The organism is Bradyrhizobium cytisi, assembly GCF_008123515.1.
GTDB lineage: Bacteria > Pseudomonadota > Alphaproteobacteria > Rhizobiales > Xanthobacteraceae > Bradyrhizobium > Bradyrhizobium cytisi.
The window spans coordinates 38,451-57,455 of the sequence record NZ_VSSR01000063.1; the positions used below are offsets into that span (position 1 = coordinate 38,451).

Below are 19,005 nucleotides of genomic sequence, written 5' to 3' on the forward strand. Positions count from 1 at the left end.
TCAAAACGGGGCGCATTGCAGCCCCTCAATTCGGGTGATCGTAGGGTGGGGCAAAGGCGCGAAGCGCCGTGCCCACCAATTCTTTCGCTGATGCGAGTTTCCGCCATCAGGCGCAATGGATCATCTGGAGCAGTGCGGCGTTATCGCGGAACCCAGGACGAGCCAAAGGGGAGCCCATGCCAGAGCTTGCCATTTCCGCCGAGAAGGTCGCCTTCATCATCGAAAAGGCCCGCGAATTCGACGTCAAGGAGGCGGATACCGATCCGGATTCGGGCTCGAACCCGACCGATGACGACGCAGTCGACGTCCTGAAGGACAACGGCTCCGATCCGGTCCGCAACGAGCTCGGCGGCTTCATGATTGCCTTGAACGAGGACGAGCAGCTCGATCTCGTCGCGCTGACCTGGCTCGGTCGCGGCGACGGCGCGATCGATGATTGGGACGATTTGCGCGCCCGTGCTGTGGAGGCACGGTCCGAGTATCGCAGCCCGCGCCGTGAAACGGTGCAATACCTGCTCGGCGAGCCGATGCTGGGCGATCTGCTCGCCGACGGGCTCGACGCATTCGGCATCGACTGGACCGACGAGCAGCTCACCGCAGATTCCTCTGATCCCAGCGAGCGGGACGAGGACGAGATCACGAAACGGCGGTGATGATCCTCGATAACACATGACCCGCGCTTGGGCGCTGAAGCTCCCGCATCGTCATGGCTGGACTCTCCCCACTATCGCAGGCGGGATGACCGCTCTCACAGCGTTCCCGGGAACGCACCACCATCGAGCAGAATGTTCTGGCCGGTGATGAAGCCGGCCTTGGCGCCGCAAAGGAAGGCGCAGGCATAGCCGAACTCGTCGGGCTGGCCGAAGCGGCCTGCCGGGTTGAGCTTGGCGCGCTCGGCCAGGACCTGCTCGGGCGTCGTGCCGCGCTTGTCGGCCTCGGCCTTCGCGGTGCCGGTCAGGCGATCCGTCTCGAACGGGCCCGGCAGCAGGCCGTTGATGGTGACGTTGTTGATCACGGTCTTGCGCGACAGGCCGGCGATGAAGCCGGTGAGGCCGGCGCGCGCGCCGTTGGAGAGGCCGAGGATGTCGATCGGCGCCTTCACCGCGGCCGAGGTGATGTTGACGATGCGGCCGAACTTGCGCGCCATCATGCCGTCGACGGTCGACTTGATCAGCTCGATCGGCGTGAGCATGTTGGCGTCGATCGCCTTGATCCAGTCGTCGCGGGTCCAGTTGCGGAAATCGCCGGGCGGCGGGCCGCCGGCATTGTTGATGAGAATGTCCGGCTCGGGGCAGGCCTTCAGCACGGCTTCGCGGCCCGCAGGCGTCGTGATGTCGCCGACGATCTCGGTGACCTTCACGGCGGGATAGGCCTTGCGGATGTCGTCGGCCGTCTTCCTCAGCGCCTCGGCGCCGCGCGCGGTCAGCGTGACGTCGACGCCGGCTTCGGCCAGCGAGATGGCGCAAGCGCGCCCCAGGCCCTTGCTGGATGCGCAGACGATGGCGCGGCGACCTTTGATCCCAAGATCCACTGTTTCACTCCCGTAATGTCAGGCAGGTTTTTGGACGGGCGGCACTCTAGCCAAGAGTGATGCCGTTGATAAGGGACGTGTCCGCATCAAAATGCATGGCGCGGGCTGCGGCGATGCAAACGGGCATGATCCGGAAAAGTGTGTAGCGGTTTTCCGAAAAGATCATGCCCAAACAGTCAGATGCGCCGCTCCTGCTTGAGGCGGTCGATCGCGGCGGCGGCCTCCGGCGGCAGCGACTTGAAGCCCATCTGCCCGACCGCCGAGAACAGCGGCCGCAGATGCGAGCCGGCCAGGAAGGGCGGCTGGCGGTTGGCCGGCACGATCTGGTCGAACACCAGCACCAGCGTGGTGGCGACAAGGCCGACCCGGACGGCGCCGAGCGCGGCGCCGCCGAGGCGGTCGCCGATGCCGGCGTCGCCGACCGTGTCCTCAAGCACGAAACGGCCGATATATCCGAGCAGCATGCCGACCACCAGAAAGATGCCGAACAACCAGATCCAGTTCTGGAATTGCGGCGCATTCGGATTGCCCGTGATCTGCGGCGCGATCATCGGCATCAGCGAAACCGCGATGGGGGCCGCCAGGAGATAGGCGAGAATGGTCATGGCGCTGCGGAGCAAGCCGGTCCTGAAGCCAAAGCCGATCGCGAGTGCGAGCGCCGCATAGACCGCGAAATCGAAGCTATTCATGAGCGCAACCCTGCCGATGGAACGAATGAACGCCGAACCGGTCGTTCCGGTTTCAGATCGCTAAAATCGTCTGTATCTTTTCGCTCCAGCAGCTAAGGGGGCGTCCATTTCAGGCTTATTCAAGGTGAGTGAAGAAATCGTCCTCGTGACTGGCGCTCCAGCCTTTCTTCGCCTCTCCCCGCTCGCGGGGAGAGGCCGGATTGCAGCGAAGATGCAATCCGGGTGAGGGGGACTCTCCGCGAGTCCAACTCTCACCCTACTCGCGGAGAGAGGCCCCTCACCCCAACCCTCTCCCCGTAAGGACGGGGAGAGGGAGGAGAGCTACCGCACCTCGCTCCTGATCATATCCGCCGCCTTTTCCCCGATCATGATGGCCGGCGCATTGGTGTTGCCGCCGATCAGCGTCGGCATGATCGAGGCATCGACGACACGCAGGCCGTCCACACCGTGCACCTTCAGCTTCGGATCGACCACGGCCATTGCGTCCGTGCCCATCTTGCAGGTGCCGACGGGGTGGTAGACCGTGTCGACGCGATTGCGCAGGATGGCGCGGATGTCGTCGTCCGTTCTCACGTCGGACGTGAACATGTCCTGCTTCTGCAAGGCGCGCATCGCAGGCGTCTCCATCAGCCGCCGCGTGGTCTTGAAGCCCGCGACCATGGTCTCGAGATCCTCCGCCTCGCCCAGAAAGTTCGGATCGATCATCGGCGCCGCCAGCGGATCGGCGCTTTTCAGCCAGACGCTGCCGCGGCTCTTCGGCCGCAACAGACAGACGTGGCATGAGAAACCCGCCTCCTTGTGCTTCTTGCGGCCGTGGTCGTCGAGCATCGCGATGATGAAGTGCAGCTGGATATCCGGCACGTCGAGATCGGCCTGCGTCTTCAGGAAGCCGCCGCACTCGGCGAAATTGGTGGTCATCAGGCCGCGCCGTTCGCGGCGGTACCGCCGGATGGCGCGGAGCAGCGAGGGCAGCCGGCCGAGCGACGAGTGAACGAAGTGCGGATAGTCGGAGGCGTAGACGAACACGAAATCCGGATGGTCCTGCAGATTGCGCCCGACGCCCGGCAAATGATGCACGACGCCGATGCCGTGCGCGCCAAACGCCTCGCCGTCGCCGATGCCCGACAGCATCAGCAATTGCGGTGACTGGAAGGCGCCGGAGGCGAGGATCACCTCGCGGCGCGCCCGCAGCTGTTTCGTCTGCTTGCCCTGCATATATTCGATGCCGACCGCGCGTCCGCCTTCGAACAGGATTTTCGTCGCATGCGCCGCCGTCTCGACGCGCAGATTCGCGCGCTTGTCGATGTGGGGCTGCAGATAGGCGCGCGCCGCGCTCCAGCGCTCGCCCCTGTGCTGCGTCACCTGGTAGCTGCCGAGCCCTTCGTGGTCCTCTTCATTGAAGTCCTCGCGGATGCGGAATTGTGCCTCGCGTGCGGCCTGATGGAAAATCTCATGGATCGGATTGTCCGAGCGCAACCTGTTGACATGCAGCGGGCCGCCCTTGCCGTGATATTCGCCGTCGAAATCGCTGTTGTTCTCCGAACGCTTGAAATAGGGCAACACGTCCGCATACGACCAGCCGGCATTGCCGAGCGAGGCCCAGTGGTCGTAGTCCCATTTGTGGCCGCGGATGTAGACCATGGCGTTGATCGCCGAGGAGCCGCCGAGGCCCTTGCCGCGCGGCTGATAGCCGATACGGCCGTTCAATCCCTTCTGCGGCACGGTGTCGAAGGCCCAGTTGGCCGCCTTGTATGGCAGAGCGAGCCCGAAGGGCGTGGTGATCCGCCAACTGTCGTTCCGTCCGCCGGCATCGAGCAGCGCCACGGATGTCGCCGCATCCTCCGACAGCCGCCCCGCCACGGCGCAACCACCGGAGCCCGCGCCCACGACGATGAAATCGAATGTGTCAGTCACTGATGTTTCCCCAAGTAATGGTTTTTGTTGTTGTCGTCATTGCGAGCGCAGCGAAGCAATCCAGAATCCCTCCGCGGCGGCAGTCTGGATTGCTTCGCTTTGCTCGCAATGACGGGAAGCTACGACATGAACCGCATCATCTTCTCCAGCCGCGCGATCTTGCCGCCATAGGGCGGATGGAGATCGGCGAGACGGTTGAATTTTGAGCGATAAAACACCGGCTTCAGCTTGCTGAAGGTGCGAAAGCCCCATTCACCGTGATAGGCGCCGGTGCCGGAGGCGCCGACGCCGCCCATCGGCTGGTTGATTTGCGCGAAGTGAAACAGGCAGTCGTTGATGGTGACGCCGCCGGAGACGGTGCGCGCCAGCACCTCGTCGCGCGCGTCGCGATCCCTGCCGAACCAGTACAGCGCGAGCGGCCGGTCGCGGCGGTTGACGAAGGCGATCGCGTCGGCCGGATCGCGAATGCCGAGAACGGGAAGCACCGGACCAAAGATCTCCTCCTGCATCGCCGCCATCTCCTCGGTCGCGCCAACGACCAACGTCGGCGGGAATTTGCGGTGCGCCTTCCAGTTGGGGTCGTCGGCCCTGGCCGGCTGCAGAATCTTTGCGCCACGCTGCGCGGCATCCGCGACCAGCGCTTCGAGCCGTGCATAGTGCCGGTCGGAAACGATCGAGGTGTAGTCCCTGTTGACAGGATCGGTGCCGAACATGCGCCGCATCTGCGTGCGCACCTTCTCGGCGAAGGCCTGCAACGCGCCCTCCGGCACCAGCACGTAATCGGGCGCGATGCAGGTCTGCCCGGCATTGAGCAGCTTGCCGTAGGCGATGCGTTCGGCCGCCTCGTCGAGATCGGCGGAGACATCGACGATCGCCGGCGACTTGCCGCCGAGCTCGAGCGTGACAGGCGTGAGATTGCGCCCCGCCGCTTCCGCGACCAGCCGCCCGACCCGGGTCGAGCCGGTGAACACGAGATGATCGAACGGCAGGCTCGCAAAGGCCTTTGCGATCTCGTCCTCGATCCCGGTGACCAGCAGCTCGGTCGAATCGAACCTCTCGGCGACCGTCTCCCTCAACAGCGCAGAGAAATGCGGCACGAGCTCGCTTGGCTTGATGATGACGCGGTTGCCGGCGGCGATGGCGCCGATCGCGGGTGCGAGCGTCAGTTGCAGCGGATAATTCCAAGGCGCGATGATGCCGATGACGCCGAGCGGCTGCGGCATCAGCCGGTTGCGCGCGGGGAGGAATTGCAGCGCTGTCGCGACGCGCTGCGGCGTCATCCAGCCTTTCAAATGTCTTGTCGCGTGCCGGATCTCGGAGAGCACCATCATCGTCTCGGCGATATCAGTCTCGACCGCCGAGCGGTGGCCGAAATCGGCCGAGATCGCCTGCCGGAAGCGGTCTTCGTTATCGGCGACTACGGCGCGCAGCCGCGCCAGCCGGTCGAGCCGCGCGGCGAGATCTGGTGCCGGCTCGGCCCGTGACCGCGCGATCATGGCCTGGAAGCTGTCCGTGAGCGCCGCCAGCGGGGCGCTCGCCAGGGGGCGATCCAAGGTATTGTTCAAGGCGGTCCTCCCCAAATCGGCGTTTCGCCCCTGTTTTGTTGCCGCAAGCTGGCGGTTTGTGGAACTTCTGGCAAGTGCGTGGCAAACCGGCCGGAATCCGCGCCCGCGACCTGTCATAAAGTCGAAAAAAACGTCCCCTCGGCCCTTTCCAAAGGCGGTTCGGGTTGGTACATACCCCCTGCACCCGACGGGCTTTGCCCGGGGTTGCCTTCCAAGGAAGCCTTCGGGACGGGAGAAGCAAGCCACGCGAGCAGCGTCGGCCCTGATCCGCCGTCCCCGGTATTTTCACGAAGGCAAAGCAACGGTTTAACGCGGGGTGGAGCAGCCCGGTAGCTCGTCAGGCTCATAACCTGAAGGTCATAGGTTCAAATCCTATCCCCGCAACCAAATTCGGAATGACCGGTTTCGATACGAAAATGGCCCGCATCACGCGGGCCATTTTTGTCTGGCAATGTGATCGCCACGCTATCGGGCCGCAGTCTGCCAGGCGAGCAGTCGCTGCTCGACGAGCGACACCGCAATCGACGTCAAATATCCGGTCGCACCGAGCAGAATGACGCCGGCGAAGAGGTCGGCGGATCGGAACGCACGTGCCGAGAGCAGGACCCACTGACCAAGGCCGTCGAGTCCGGCCAGGATCTCGCAGACCACCGAGAGGATCAGTGCGACCGTCAGACTGAGCCGCATGCCCGCGAGGATGTCGGGCAATGCCGAGGGCAGGGCGATCCTGCCGATGACGGCGGCGCGCGACATCTGCAGTGAGCGGGCGACCTCATAGAGCCGCGGCTCGACCGCGGCAAAGCCGTGGATGGTTGCGAGCATGATCGGCCAGATCGCGCCGAAGGCGATGACGAACAGCGCCATGCCTTGCGTCAGCCCGAGCATCGCGATCGCGACCGGGATGATCGCGGAGACCGGCAGGGGCCGCAAAAATTCCAGCGACGGCGCGACATAGGCGCGCATCATCCTTGACGATCCGATTAGCGCGCCGAGCGCAATGCCGGCGATCGAGGCGGCGAGCCAGCCATAGGCCATGTGTTCGAGCGTGCCGATGAGCTTGCTTGCGAGATCGCCGCTCGAAAAGCCGCGCACCAGGGCAGCCCAGGCCCGGTCCGGACCAGGCAGGAACACCGGTGAGACCAGCCGCAGATTGGCGATGAGCTGCCACGCTGCGATGAAGCCGGCCGCGACGAGGATGCTTGCGACACGCCAGAGGATCGCGGCGCGGTTCATGGATTGTCTCCGGCGAGCGCGGCGCGGCCGAACAGGCGGCGCTGGGCCGCAATCAACAGCATGTTCAGCGCGTAGCCGATCACGCCGATCCAAAGCAGATAGGCGAGCATCAGGTCGGCGCGTAGCGCCTGCTGCGCCAGCATGATGCCGGCGCCGAGGCCGATCGGATTGATGGCGATCTCGACGGTGACGGCGACGATCAGGGCGATACCAGCCGACAGGCGAAAGGCGACAAAGATCCGCGGCAGTGCGGCCGGGATCACGATCTTCGCGATCCGTTGCGTCGCGCTCAGCCGCAGGGCCCGCGACACTTCGATCAATCGCGGCTCGATGCTGCGCACTGCGCTGCGCGTCATGATCAGCATCGGCCAGATGCAGGCGAACGCCACGATCACGATCTCCATCCGGTAGCCGAAGCCGAGCGCGATCAGCGCAATCGGCAGCAATGCGATCGAAGGAATCGGACGGATCGCCTCGACCGTCACTTCCATCAGGCGGTCGATGGGGCGCGAGATGCCGAAGGCAATGCCGAGGGAAAGCCCGATGGCGCTACCGATCGCCAATCCCGCGAAGGCGGCGAACAGCGTGTCCCGTGTCGCGATCGGAATCGAGAGATCGGCAAGCGCCGCGGCCAGCGCCGCGAGGATCGCGCTGGGCGGGGCCAGGCTGTCGCTCTGCAGCTGGGTGAGGCGCGCCCAGAGCTCGAACGCCAGCATGAGAGCCAGCGGCAGCAGCAAGGGCCTGGCGCGGTCGAGGCTCAATGTTCGGTCGCCTTGATGAAGTCGAACAATTGCCGGCGCAGCCGCAGGAATTCCGGATGCTCACGGGTGGCCAACTGGTCGCGAGGGCGCGGCAGGTCGACGGCGAGCTCGATGCCGATCCGGCCCGGATGCGGCAGCAGGCCGACGATGCGGTCGCCGAGGTAGATCGCCTCGTCGAGATCGTGGGTCACGAAGATCACGGTCGTTTGGCTCGTTTGCGTCAGCGACAGGACCTCGTCCTGCAGCCCCTGGCGCGTCATCGCATCCAGCGCGCCGAACGGTTCATCCATCAGCAGCGTCGTCGGCTCCTGTGCAAGGCAGCGCGCGATCTGCAGGCGCTGCTGCATGCCGCCCGACATTTCGGTCGGATATTTGTCAGCGTGGCCGGGCAAGCCGACCTTGCGCAGCAGCGCCTCGATGCGCGAGCTGCGCTCGCGTGCCGGCACACGAGAGGCTTCCAGCGCCAGCGAGATGTTGCCGGCCGCGGTCCGCCACGGCAGCAGCGCCTTGCCGTAATCTTGGAAAACAATCGCGACCTCGCGGCGCGGTCCGGTGATCGGCTCGCCGTCGAAGGTCACAGCGCCGCTCGTCGGGCCATAGAGGCCCGCGGCGAGCCGCAGCGCTGTGGTCTTGCCGCAGCCGGAGGCGCCGACGATGCAGAGGAATTCGCCCGGCCGCACCTCCAGATCGAGGTTCTCGATGATGGTCTTGCCGCCGAGCCGCAGCGTCGTGGCGTTGAACGCGATCAGCGCTTTTTGCCGTCGCGCCGCGCGCGCCTCGTCGAGCCTGGCAACGACACTCATGATTGCTCCCCGCTTGTCGGCGGATAGACGAAATTGATGGTCGAGTGCAGATGCGCCGCCAGCATCCCTTGCGCGGCGGCAAGGTCGCGGGCGAGCACGCGGTCGGCGAGCATCTGGTGACTACGTATGAACTCCTCGCCGCTGTCGATGGCACGCATCATGATGCGGCGGTAGCGATAGGCCTGGTCGTAGAGGTCGGAATGGGCGGCCAGCATGCGCCGTGAGCCGCAGGCCGCGAGCAGGGCGGTATGAAAGCCCTTGTGCAGCCGATCGAAATCGGCGGCGCCCTCGCGGAATTCATTGCCGGTGCGCTCGATATGCCGGCGCATCTGATGCAGCGCGCTGACGATGCCGGCCTCCCAGGCGACGTCGCCGTGGAGGATGGCGAGCCTGACGGCCTCGATTTCGACCGCCGTCCGCATGCAGGTGATGTCGGCGAGATCGTCGTGGCTGACTTCGGCGACACGAAAGCCGCGCTGGCCGATGCCGACGATCAGGCCGCGTGACATCAGCCGAGACAAGCCTTCGCGCAGGGGGGTGGCGCCGATCTCGTAGCGCTGCACGAGATCGACGATGCCGAGCCGCGATCCCGGTGCGAGATCTCCGGCAAGGATGTCCTGCTCGATGAGGTTCGCGGCGCGCTCGCTCAAGGTGCCGGCCTCCGCCGGAGGACGTTCGAGAGTGCGCTCGGGGGCAGGCATCGCCAATGTCCTCAGTTCAGCACCAGTTTCGCGGTGTCGAGTTTCGATTGCAGCATCTTCTGCGACGACATCACGTCGATCCACCAGGCGAGGTTTTCCGGCTTGAGATTCGGCTCGGACTGGTTCGGCGGTGTCGCCTTGACGAGCTCGAGTGGTTGCTTCGTGAACTTGGCGATCGAGTTGGAGGCCTTGTCGCGATCGCTGTTGACGATTGCAGCAGCCTCCGCGATGGCTTCGCGGAACTTCTTTACCGTCGCCACATTCTTCTCCGCCCAGTCGCGCGCCGCGGCATAGAAGATGATCGGGTCGGTGCGGCCGAGCTCGGCGCCGTACCGCGCGCCGACCGAACCGATCCCGGCATTGGTCATGCGCGTGACGAACGGCTCGGCGGTGAGCACCGCATCGACGCCGCCGGACTTGATGATGTCGGCCATGGTCGGAAAGGTGACTTCGACGAAATTGACGCTTTTGGGGGCGACGCCTTTCTCCACCAGCCATTTCACGAACAGCACATGGAGAAAGGCATTCAGGCCGGGCGCGCCGACCTTCTTGCCGACGAAATCCTTCGGCTCGTTGATGGTGATGCCGTTGCGGACGAAGGCGGCGATCGCGGTGTTCGAGGTCGGGTTCATGACCGAGGCGCCGGCGATCGCGACGAGGTCGAGGCCGCCGTCGACGGCCTGGAGGAAGACGGTGGAGGTGGGGCCGCCGACCTGAATCGAGTTCGACAGGATCGCGGCCGGGATGTTGGAGTTGATCGCGATCGGCGTCATCTCGACGTCCAGCCCATGCTTCTTGAAGATGCCTTCGTCGACCGCGACCATGGCCGAGGCGCAGTCGGAGGTTGCGGTGCAGCCGATCTGGATCTTGGCCTGCGCAAGCGCTGGTCCCGTTAAGGCAACAAACAGTCCAAGGCCCACTCCGAGGCCGAGCGCGAGACCGGTCAACGTCTCCCTTATTTTCTTTCGCCTCACCGCCCTCTCCCGATTTGTATTTTTCAGTCTTGTTTATCGATATTTTCTCTGATCATATATTTCAAACGATAGCAAGGGGTACCCAAGGTGAAGCTCGCAACGTTCAGATCTGCCGGTCAGGAGAAAATCGGAGCCGTCCACGCCAATGACAGCCAGCTGTTCGACCTCGCCGCCGCCGCCGCGCGGGACGGCGGGGCCGATCCGGCCTTCGGCTCGATGCTGGCATTGATCGACGCGGGGCCGCGCGCGCTCGATCGGGCGGCAGCCCTGTTCGACAAGCAAGGCAAGGACGCGACGCTGTCGGCGGCCGTTGGTAGCGTCGACGTTCTCGCCCCGGTGCCAGAGCCGCGGCAAATGCGCGACGGCATGTCGTTTGCGCTGCATATCCTCCAGGCGCCACGCGGGCAGCGGAAGCTCGCGGCGCGCGCCAAGGGGGACATGGCGGAATTGGCGCGCATCGACGCCGAGCCGCTCGGCGAGTTGCCCGAGGTCTATCGCAAGCAGCCGATCTTCTACATCACCAACCGCTTCAGCGTCCGCGGCACCAACACCACGGTGAAATGGCCGCGCTACAGCAAGGTCATGGACTACGAGCTCGAATTCGGGATCATCACCAAAAACAAGGGCGCGAACATCTCCGCCGCGAAGGCGAAGGATCACATCTTCGGCTACACCATCTTCAACGATTTCTCCGCGCGCGACGCGCAGCGCATCGAGATGGAGGGACGGCTCGGCCCGGCCAAGGGCAAGAGCTTCGACGGCGGCAACGTGATGGGTCCGTGGATCGTGACGCCGGACGAGATCGGCGATCCCTACAAGCTGAAGATGGAAGCGCGCGTCAACGGCGAGACCCGCTCGAAAGGCGTGACGGAGGGCATGCTGTTTTCCTTCGAAGAGATCATCGCCCACGTCACCCAGGACGAGACGTTGATGCCTGGCGAATTCATCGGCTCCGGCACGGTCGGCAATGGCTGCGGCCTCGAGCTCGGATGGTTTCTCGAGCATGGCGATACGATCGAGCTCGAGGTCGAGAAGATCGGTATTTTGAAGAACCGCGTCGAGCGGCAGGAAGTCTGAAGGGACGCCTGAAGGCCGCCAACCAAAACAGTCAACGAGGAAGCGCCATGACGAGCAAGCTGATCGACATCTCCGTCCCCCTCCAAAACGATGTGCCGGCCGACCCGCCCGGCAATCATCCGACGATCCAGTATATCGACCACCGGCAGGGCCTGCCGCGCATGCTGCAGTTCTTCGACGGACTGAAGGCCGAGGATCTGCCGGACGGGCAAGGCTGGGCGGTGGAACAGGTCAGCCTCTCGACCCACAACGGCACGCATCTCGACGCCCCCTGGCATTTCCACCCGACCATGAATCGCGGCGAGCGTTCCTGGACCATCGACGAGGTGCCGCTGGAATGGTGCTTCCAGCCCGGCGTGAAGCTCGACTTCCGGCACCTGCCCGACGGCTATGTCGCAACCGCCAAAGATGTCGAGGCTGAGCTGAAGCGCATCGGCCATGAGCTGAAGCCGTTGGAGATCGTCGTGGTCAACACCAGCGCCGGCGTCAAATATGGCCGGCAGGACTACGTCACGTCGGGCTGCGGGATGGGCTATGAAGCAACCATGTACCTGCTCGAGCGCGGTGTGCGATTGACCGGCATCGACGGCTGGAGCTGGGACGCGCCGTTCGTTCATACCGCGAAGAAATACGCCGGGACGAGGGACGCCAGCCTGATATGGGAAGGCCACAAGGCCGGCCGCCATATCGGCTATTGCCATCTCGAGAAGCTGCACAATCTCGAATTGCTGCCGTCGACCGGCTTCAAGGTGTCATGCTTCCCCGTGAAAATCGAGCGAGCCTCGGCAGGATGGACGCGAGCGGTCGCGATTTTGGAGAGCTAGGCTCCGATACGAAAATGGCCACCATCACGCGTGCCGTTTTTGTTCTGGAGGCAACGCGCTCAGCCTGGCGCCGCCTCGCCTCCTCGAACACGGTGATGGTGCGACCGTTCGTTGCTGCCTCCGGCTAGCGTTCGCGGCTCCACGGGAAGAGTGAGGCCGGGAAATCCGCCGCATAGCGGTGTCCTATCGGTGGGCGGGGCTGTTCTTCCGGCGGGTTTGGATCGGGCTCGACCACCTTCCGATAAAGATGCCAGGTGGCATGACCGAGCACGGGCAGAACGACGGCGAGACCGACGAAGAACGGTAGCGAGCCGATCGCCAGCAATGCCGCAACTACCAGACCCCAAGCCGCCATTGGAACTGGATTCTCCCTCACGGCCCGCAGCGACGTCCGGATTGCGTCGATCGCAGTCGCATGCCGGTCGAGCATCAGCGGAAACGACACAACGCTGACGCACAGGGCCACGACGGCGAACAGGAAGCCGACGCCGCAGCCGACGATGATGAGCGACCATCCTTCCGGTGTCGTCAAAACACGCGTTGCGAAGTCGGGGATGCTTGCAGCCGGAGCGTGGCCGAAGGTTGCAACGTAGATCGCGTTCGCGGCGCCGATCCAGACCCCGAACAGAACCAGCAGGAGGACGCCGAGTTCGAGCATGGCGCCGAAAGATGGCGCGCGCAGCACCTGCATGGCGTCCCACGCTGCGGCTTGCTCTCCGCGCTCGCGGCGGCGGCTGAGCTCGTAGAGGCCGAGCGCGGCAAACGGACCGATCAGCGTAAAGCCCGCGGCCAGCGGAAACAGTAGCGGCAGCACCGAATAGCCGATGACAAGTCTGAACAGGACAAGTCCGAGAACGGGATAAATCACGCACAGGACGATGGCGTGAGTTGGGACGGCGTTGAAGTCTTCCCAGCCCAGGCGTAGCGCATTGCCCAAATCGGAAAGGCTGATCTTGCGAACGACGAAGGGGGTAGAGACGCCAAACACTTGCAGTTTGGGTCTTGCGAATACCGTGGTCATGGCGCCGATCTCCTTGCTTCTGATCGCAGGGGAACGGTGCGCACTTAAAACACGCGCATCCGTCTCGTGCGCGAAAATCGCGATCGATCCCGGCAAATCAGGTTCAACGTGAAGGAGCTTTGCCGGACGACATCTGTCGCGACCGGTACGCTGAAGTTAGCGCGATATGCGATAGAAGCAAGTAGCGTCCGCAGGTGAGTGAATTGTGCTTCCGCACAAAAACCAATCTGCTGCAGTGCATCATCGACGGGTGGTGCCTGCAGGTGCTCCGGCTTGCGTTGCATTTGGGCCAGCGTCCGCCAGACCAATGCGAGGCATACTCCTCTATTGACTCTATTGACGCCGGGCTCGACGGGTATCATGCTAAAGACACTGAACGCCTTCAGCTCCGACGAGATTGCGGTCGTGACTTGTCCTCGTGTCAAGCGTTGACATCGCGACCGGTTGAATGGGCGAGGCAAGAGGCACGACGAAGGCGGATGTGATTTCGCCATCGCGACAGACGTGAGCTCCGCCCTCTGGTTCGTATCCACAGCCTTTAGCGGCAAGGATGCATGAGGGATGGCTGTAGCAATCATACTGCTGTTGGTCGCAATCGCCTCGGTGCTGTTTCACATTTTCAGCCCGTGGTGGTGGACCCCGCTCGCCTCAAACTGGCGCTACATCGACGACACCATCACCCTGACATTCTGGATCACCGGCGCGGTTTTCTTCGCGGTCGTCGCATTCATGGCCTATTGCGTCTTCCGCTTTCGACACACGGAGGGACGGCGCGCAGCCTACAATCCCGAAAACAAGAGGCTCGAATGGTGGCTCAGCGTCGGGACTGCAATCGGCGTCGCCGCCATGCTCGCACCCGGCCTGGTCGTCTGGCACCAGTTCGTCACGGTTCCGGCCAATGCGACCGAGGTCGAGGTCATGGGACAGCAATGGCAATGGAGCTATCGGCTTCCCGGAAAGGACGGCCGGCTCGGGACTTCCGATGCCCGCAATGTCAGTGCCGAAAATCCCATGGGGTTGAATCCCGACGATCCCGCCGGCCAAGACGATGTCGTCATTCAAAATGACGACTTGCACCTGCCGCTTGGGAAGCCGGTGAAGGTGTTGCTCCGCTCGATTGACGTCCTGCATGATTTCTATGTGCCCGAGTTTCGGGCGAAGATGGACATGATACCGGGCTCGGTCACGTATTACTGGTTCACGCCAACGCGCACCGGAACGTTCGACGTTCTCTGCGCGGAGCTCTGCGGTGCCGCGCACGCGCAGATGCGGAGCAAGGTTATCGTCGAGGAAGAGAAAGACTATCACGCGTGGCTGGAGAAGCAGCACTCGTTCGCCGAGCTCTCCGGGCAGCGTGATGTCGCGAAAGCGGCTTACACGAGAGAGAGCGAATGAAAATATCGGCGAGGAGCGCCGCATAGCAGAGGGCGAACTCTTCGCTGAAGAGAGAGACCAAGGAGGGAATTCCGATGGTCGATGTCCCGTTTGACACAGTCGCAGGCGTCCCGCCCGCCGAAGTGGGCGAGGTCGAGCTCTATCATCCGAGAAGCTGGTGGACGAGGTACGTCTTTTCGCAGGATGCCAAGATCATCGCCATCCAGTACTCGATCACGGCGATGTCCATTGGAATGGTTGCGCTGGTGCTGTCATGGCTGATGCGGCTGCAACTCGGATTCCCCGGCACGTTTTCGTTCATCGATCCGAACCAGTATCTCCAGTTCATCACCATGCACGGCATGATCATGGTGATCTATCTTCTCACCGCGCTGTTCCTCGGCGGCTTCGGCAACTACCTCATCCCGCTGATGGTCGGCGCGCGGGACATGGTGTTCCCCTATGTGAACATGCTGAGCTACTGGGTCTACCTGCTCGCGGTCATGGTGCTGGTCTCGACCTTTTTCGTGCCCGGCGGGCCCACCGGCGCCGGCTGGACGCTGTACCCGCCGCAGGCGATTCTCTCCGGTACTCCGGGGCAGGACTGGGGCATCGTTCTCATGCTGGCCTCCCTCATCCTGTTCATCATCGGCTTCACCATGGGCGGGCTGAATTACGTGGTGACCGTGCTGCAGGCGCGCACGCGCGGCATGACGTTGATGCGTTTGCCCTTGACGGTATGGGGCATCTTCACGGCCACCGTCATGGCGCTGCTGGCCTTTCCGGCGCTGTTCGTCGCCTCGGTGATGTTGCTGCTCGATCGCCTGCTGGGAACCAGCTTCTTCATGCCCACGCTGGTCGAGATGGGCACGCTGACGAAATATGGCGGCGGCAGCCCGATCCTGTTCCAGCATTTGTTCTGGTTCTTCGGGCATCCTGAAGTCTACATCGTGGCGTTGCCGGCCTTCGGCATCATTTCCGATCTGATCAGCGTCCATGCCCGGAAGAACATCTTCGGCTATCGCATGATGGTCTGGGCGATCGTGGCAATCGGCGCCCTCAGCTTCGTCGTGTGGGCGCACCACATGTATGTGAGCGGGATGCACCCCTATTTCGGGTTCTTCTTCGCCACCACGACGCTGATCATCGCGATCCCGACCGCGATCAAGGTTTACAATTGGGTGCTGACCCTTTGGCGCGGCGACATTCATCTCACCATCCCGATGCTGTTCGCGCTGGCCTTCATCATCACCTTCGTTAACGGCGGCCTGACCGGCCTGTTTCTCGGCAACGTGGTCGTAGACGTTCCCTTGTCGGACACGATGTTCGTTGTCGCCCACTTTCACATGGTGATGGGCATTGCGCCGATCATGGCCGTGTTCGGCGGAATCTATCATTGGTACCCGAAGGTCACCGGACGAATGCTCAATGAGGTGCTCGGGCGATTCCACTTCTGGGTCTCGTTCCTCGGCGCCTATGCGATTTTCTTCCCCATGCACTATCTTGGCCTGTTGGGCATGCCCCGCCGCTATCATGACATCGGCGAAACGGCCTTCGTTCCGGCATCCGCCCATGACCTCAATGCGTTCATGAGCGTGGCGGCCCTGATCGTCGGCTTCGCCCAGCTCGTGTTCCTGTTCAACCTGATCTGGAGCCTGCTCAAAGGAAAAGAGGCGGGCGGCAATCCCTGGGGCGCCGCGTCGTTGGAATGGCAAACGCCGGAAACCCCGCCGGGGCACGGCAACTGGGGCAAGGAGCTCCCGATCGTCCATCGCTGGGCCTACGATTACAGCGTCCCCGGCGCCGCCAGGGATTTCGTGGCGCAGAATGAACCGCCGGCCGGATTGTCGGCGCAAGGATCCCACGCATGAGCGCCATCATCCTGTTCATGGCCGGAATAGCCGCAATTGCGGGATGGTGGCTCTCGCAACAACGGCTGACGGCGAAGCCCTGGCTGGAGGAAGGGCTGATCGTCGATCTTCGTGAGCAGAGCACCTCGTCCCTGCCGCCGGCGAAGATCGGATTGGGCGTGTTTCTTGCCGTCGTCGGCTCGCTGTTCGCACTCTTCATCAGTGCTTACTCGATGCGGATGAACCTGGTGGACTGGCGTACGCTGCCGGTGCCGGTACTGTTGTGGTTCAACACCGGCGTCCTGGTCTTGAGCAGTGTGGCACTGCAATGGGCGTATATGGCCGCGCGCCGCGACGACATCGACGTCACAAGCGTCGGCCTGTGTGCCGGTGGAGCGTTCGCCATTACATTCCTTGTCGGGCAACTGCTGGCGTGGCGCCAGCTGAGTGCCGCCGGGTACTTCCTCGCGTCCAATCCAGCCAATTCGTTCTTCTACCTGATCACCGCGGTGCACGGGCTGCATCTGATGGGCGGCCTGGTGGCCCTCGGCAGAACGACGGCCAAGGTATTACGTGGCGCCGAGGCGAGCCAAATTCGCCTGAGCGTGGAACTCTGCACGATCTACTGGCACTTCCTGCTGGTGGTCTGGCTGGTCCTGCTCGGCTTGCTGACGGGCTGGACAGACAATTTCGTCGACATCTGTCGCCAGTTGCTGAGCTAGGGAAGGCAAAGACCAGATGGCAGAAACGGCGCTGATCAACAATGTAGAACCGCCGGCGCGGCCTGCAGGTTGGCGAGGCATCGCCGCCGATTGGTCCTCGGATCAGCGCGCCTTCAAGAACGTCTCCTGGGGGAAGGCCATGATGTGGATCTTCCTGCTCAGCGACACCTTCATCTTCAGTTGTTTCCTGCTGTCGTACATGACGACGCGAATGACCACGACCGTGGCGTGGCCTAATCCCAGCGAGGTCTTCGCCCTCACGATCGGGGACAAGAAAATCCCGCTCATCCTGATCGCGATCATGACCTTCATCCTGATCAGCAGCAGCGGGACGATGGCGATGGCGGTCAATTTCGGTTACCGCCGCGATCGCGTGAAAACGGCAGCCTTGATGCTGGCCACAGCGGCATTCGGCGCAACCTTCGTCGGGATGCAGGCGTTCGAATGGACCAAGCTGATCAGGGAGGGCGTGCGGCCCTGGGGCAACCCGTGGGGTGCGGAGCAGTTTGGATCGAGCTTTTTCATGATCACCGGCTTCCACGGCACCCACGTGACGATCGGCGTGATCTTCCTGATCGCCATTGCGCGAAAGGTCTGGCGCGGAGACTTCGATGTCGAGAGGCGCGGCTTTTTCACGAGCCGGAAGGGGCATTACGAGATCGTCGAGATCACCGGCCTGTACTGGCACTTCGTCGATCTGGTGTGGGTGTTCATCTTTGCGCTTTTTTATCTCTGGTGAGGTCGCAGCATGACAAACGTCGCGGTACATCTGGAAGCACAGCAACACACGCTGCAAGCTCACGTGCATGACGCACTTGCATCAGGAACCACGCAGACAAAGGGCCAGCAGCATCCGATCAAGCTCTATCTCGTGGTCTGGGGATGGTTGTTCGTTCTCAGCACCTGCTCCTATCTCGTCGACTATTTCGGCCTCCATGGCCATCTCCGGTGGTCGCTGATCCTGCTGTTCATGGTGTTGAAGGCTGGCCTGATCGTTGCGGTCTTCATGCACATGGCCTGGGAGCGGCTGGCCTTGGCCTACGCGATCCTGCTGCCGCCGGTGCTGGTGCTGGTCTTCGTGGCGATCATGGTGTTCGAAGCCGACTACACGCATCTGCTCCGGGTCTTGTTTTTCGCCCCAACGGCGTAGCTACCATTGCTTTCGTGCCAGAAGGAGGACGGCCATGACCACCTACGTCATGCTTGCAAATTGGACCGAGCAAGGCATCCTGAAGGCGAAGGACTCGCCACGCCGTCTGGACGCTGCGAAGAAGGCTCTCAAGGATATGAGCGGCGAGATCAAATCCTTCTACCTGACCATGGGTGACTATGACATGGTCGTCATCCTGGAAGCTCCGGACGACGCCGTCGCGGCGCGTTTCAGCCTGCAGCTAGGGATGCAGGGGAACGTCCGGACGCGCACGCTGAAGGCGTTTCCCGAAGCCGCCTATCGGGAAATCATCAACTCGCTGGGCTAGAGCGTTTTCCAGCGAAGTGGATACCGGTTCGCGTGAAGAAAACGCGTCAAAACAAAAAACTAGAGCTTCCGTTACGATTCTATCGGAACGGAAAAAGCTCTGGCCCGGGACCGTGCCGGCCGGAAGAGCTTCGGAAGGACGCCGCAACGGCGTAAGGCGTGGAGGTTCAAGGCGTGGAGGTTTGTGGATGCAATTTACTGTTGGGCTCAAGCTGGAAGGAAAGGCAGACCATGTCGTCCTGGATGCACAGGACGCGCTCGCCGCCGCGCTGAAGGTGAAGGCAGAGTTTCCGGAAGCGGTCATCATGTACGTACGCCCGCAAAACCGGCGTGGCGACACCCGTCATCCCTCACATGCCTTCGCCGACGACGTTCTTCGACGAGAGAGGCAGGCCGAACCGGGAGGATGAGCACGCCATCGCGGTCAACGCCACAAATCCCGTACGGTGCTCGCCGGAAGTCAATTGTAATTACGGTGACACCCATTAG

20 protein-coding genes and 1 tRNA gene are annotated in these 19,005 nt (G+C 63.0%); 11 read left to right on the plus strand and 10 right to left on the minus strand.

Annotated features, from left to right (window positions below):
• Positions 1–176 precede the first annotated feature (176 nt).
• The gene (locus tag FXB38_RS32395) at positions 177–653 is read left to right on the plus strand and encodes a DUF3775 domain-containing protein (protein WP_148755036.1); all 477 of its coding nucleotides are present in this window, start codon (positions 177–179) and stop codon (positions 651–653) included.
• 95 nt (positions 654–748) lie between these two features.
• On the opposite strand, the gene FXB38_RS32400 is transcribed toward FXB38_RS32395, so the two are convergent.
• The 4 genes from FXB38_RS32400 to FXB38_RS32415 form a co-directional block, all read right to left on the minus strand.
• Positions 749–1,531, minus strand: a complete 783-nt coding sequence (locus FXB38_RS32400) for an SDR family oxidoreductase (protein WP_148755037.1) — start codon at positions 1,529–1,531, stop codon at positions 749–751.
• A gap of 176 nt (positions 1,532–1,707) precedes the next feature.
• Positions 1,708–2,220 (minus strand): CvpA family protein, encoded by a 513-nt coding sequence (locus FXB38_RS32405; protein ID WP_148755038.1) that lies wholly within the window; start codon positions 2,218–2,220, stop codon positions 1,708–1,710.
• Positions 2,221–2,541: 321 nt separating this feature from the next.
• Complete coding sequence (locus FXB38_RS32410; protein WP_148755039.1) at positions 2,542–4,134, minus strand: GMC family oxidoreductase; 1,593 nt, start codon at positions 4,132–4,134, stop codon at positions 2,542–2,544.
• Between the two features lie 119 nt (positions 4,135–4,253).
• Positions 4,254–5,630, minus strand: a complete 1,377-nt coding sequence (locus FXB38_RS32415; RefSeq protein ID WP_148755055.1) for a coniferyl aldehyde dehydrogenase — start codon at positions 5,628–5,630, stop codon at positions 4,254–4,256.
• Positions 5,631–6,009: 379 nt separating this feature from the next.
• Between FXB38_RS32415 and FXB38_RS32420 the strand changes: the two genes are divergently transcribed.
• Positions 6,010–6,086, plus strand: a tRNA-Met gene (locus FXB38_RS32420).
• 78 nt (positions 6,087–6,164) lie between these two features.
• Here the strand turns inward: FXB38_RS32420 and FXB38_RS32425 are convergent.
• From FXB38_RS32425 to FXB38_RS32445, 5 genes are read right to left on the minus strand one after another with little or no spacing between them, the layout of a single operon-like run.
• Entirely contained in the window at positions 6,165–6,932 is a 768-nt protein-coding gene (locus FXB38_RS32425; protein WP_148755040.1) for an ABC transporter permease, read from the minus strand.
• A complete protein-coding gene (locus FXB38_RS32430) occupies positions 6,929–7,693 on the minus strand; it encodes an ABC transporter permease (RefSeq protein WP_148755041.1) in 765 nt (254 codons plus the stop codon). The genes FXB38_RS32425 and FXB38_RS32430 overlap by 4 nt, the downstream gene beginning before the upstream one ends.
• Complete coding sequence (locus tag FXB38_RS32435; RefSeq protein WP_148755042.1) at positions 7,690–8,496, minus strand: ABC transporter ATP-binding protein; 807 nt, start codon at positions 8,494–8,496, stop codon at positions 7,690–7,692. Before FXB38_RS32435 ends, FXB38_RS32430 begins: the two co-directional genes overlap by 4 nt.
• A complete protein-coding gene (locus tag FXB38_RS32440; protein ID WP_148755043.1) occupies positions 8,493–9,197 on the minus strand; it encodes a GntR family transcriptional regulator in 705 nt (234 codons plus the stop codon). Before FXB38_RS32440 ends, FXB38_RS32435 begins: the two co-directional genes overlap by 4 nt.
• Positions 9,198–9,208: 11 nt before the next feature.
• Positions 9,209–10,156, minus strand: coding sequence for an ABC transporter substrate-binding protein (locus FXB38_RS32445; RefSeq protein WP_430640199.1), 948 nt, complete (start codon positions 10,154–10,156; stop codon positions 9,209–9,211).
• A 102-nt stretch (positions 10,157–10,258) separates the two neighbouring features.
• On the opposite strand from FXB38_RS32445, the gene FXB38_RS32450 reads away from it, so the two are divergent.
• Both FXB38_RS32450 and FXB38_RS32455 read left to right on the plus strand, forming a co-directional pair.
• On the plus strand, positions 10,259–11,248 hold the full coding sequence (locus FXB38_RS32450) for a fumarylacetoacetate hydrolase family protein (protein WP_148755044.1): 990 nt from the start codon (positions 10,259–10,261) through the stop codon (positions 11,246–11,248).
• 47 nt (positions 11,249–11,295) lie between these two features.
• Complete coding sequence (locus tag FXB38_RS32455; protein ID WP_148755045.1) at positions 11,296–12,072, plus strand: cyclase family protein; 777 nt, start codon at positions 11,296–11,298, stop codon at positions 12,070–12,072.
• Positions 12,073–12,196: 124 nt separating this feature from the next.
• Here the strand turns inward: FXB38_RS32455 and FXB38_RS32460 are convergent, their stop codons facing one another.
• A complete protein-coding gene (locus tag FXB38_RS32460; RefSeq protein WP_148755046.1) occupies positions 12,197–13,093 on the minus strand; it encodes a DUF2189 domain-containing protein in 897 nt (298 codons plus the stop codon).
• A gap of 561 nt (positions 13,094–13,654) precedes the next feature.
• Here FXB38_RS32460 and coxB point away from each other — a divergent pair.
• The 7 genes from coxB to FXB38_RS32500 all read left to right on the plus strand — a co-directional run bounded on the left by coxB (position 13,655) and on the right by FXB38_RS32500 (position 18,926).
• On the plus strand, positions 13,655–14,488 hold the full coding sequence (gene coxB / locus FXB38_RS32465) for a cytochrome c oxidase subunit II (protein ID WP_148755047.1): 834 nt from the start codon (positions 13,655–13,657) through the stop codon (positions 14,486–14,488).
• Between the two features lie 74 nt (positions 14,489–14,562).
• The gene (locus tag FXB38_RS32470; protein WP_148755048.1) at positions 14,563–16,338 is read left to right on the plus strand and encodes a cbb3-type cytochrome c oxidase subunit I; all 1,776 of its coding nucleotides are present in this window, start codon (positions 14,563–14,565) and stop codon (positions 16,336–16,338) included.
• Complete coding sequence (locus FXB38_RS32475) at positions 16,335–17,039, plus strand: cytochrome c oxidase subunit 3 (RefSeq protein WP_148755049.1); 705 nt, start codon at positions 16,335–16,337, stop codon at positions 17,037–17,039. The genes FXB38_RS32470 and FXB38_RS32475 overlap by 4 nt, the downstream gene beginning before the upstream one ends.
• A 16-nt stretch (positions 17,040–17,055) precedes the next feature.
• Positions 17,056–17,778, plus strand: a complete 723-nt coding sequence (locus FXB38_RS32480) for a heme-copper oxidase subunit III family protein (protein WP_148755050.1) — start codon at positions 17,056–17,058, stop codon at positions 17,776–17,778.
• Between the two features lie 9 nt (positions 17,779–17,787).
• Positions 17,788–18,189, plus strand: coding sequence for a cytochrome C oxidase subunit IV family protein (locus FXB38_RS32485; protein ID WP_187435298.1), 402 nt, complete (start codon positions 17,788–17,790; stop codon positions 18,187–18,189).
• Positions 18,190–18,223: 34 nt separating this feature from the next.
• A complete protein-coding gene (locus FXB38_RS32490) occupies positions 18,224–18,517 on the plus strand; it encodes a GYD domain-containing protein (RefSeq protein WP_148755051.1) in 294 nt (97 codons plus the stop codon).
• A 187-nt stretch (positions 18,518–18,704) separates the two neighbouring features.
• Positions 18,705–18,926 carry a hypothetical protein gene (locus FXB38_RS32500; protein ID WP_148755052.1) on the plus strand — a complete coding sequence of 74 codons (222 nt, stop codon included), beginning with the start codon at positions 18,705–18,707 and terminating at the stop codon, positions 18,924–18,926.
• Positions 18,927–19,005 lie beyond the last annotated feature (79 nt).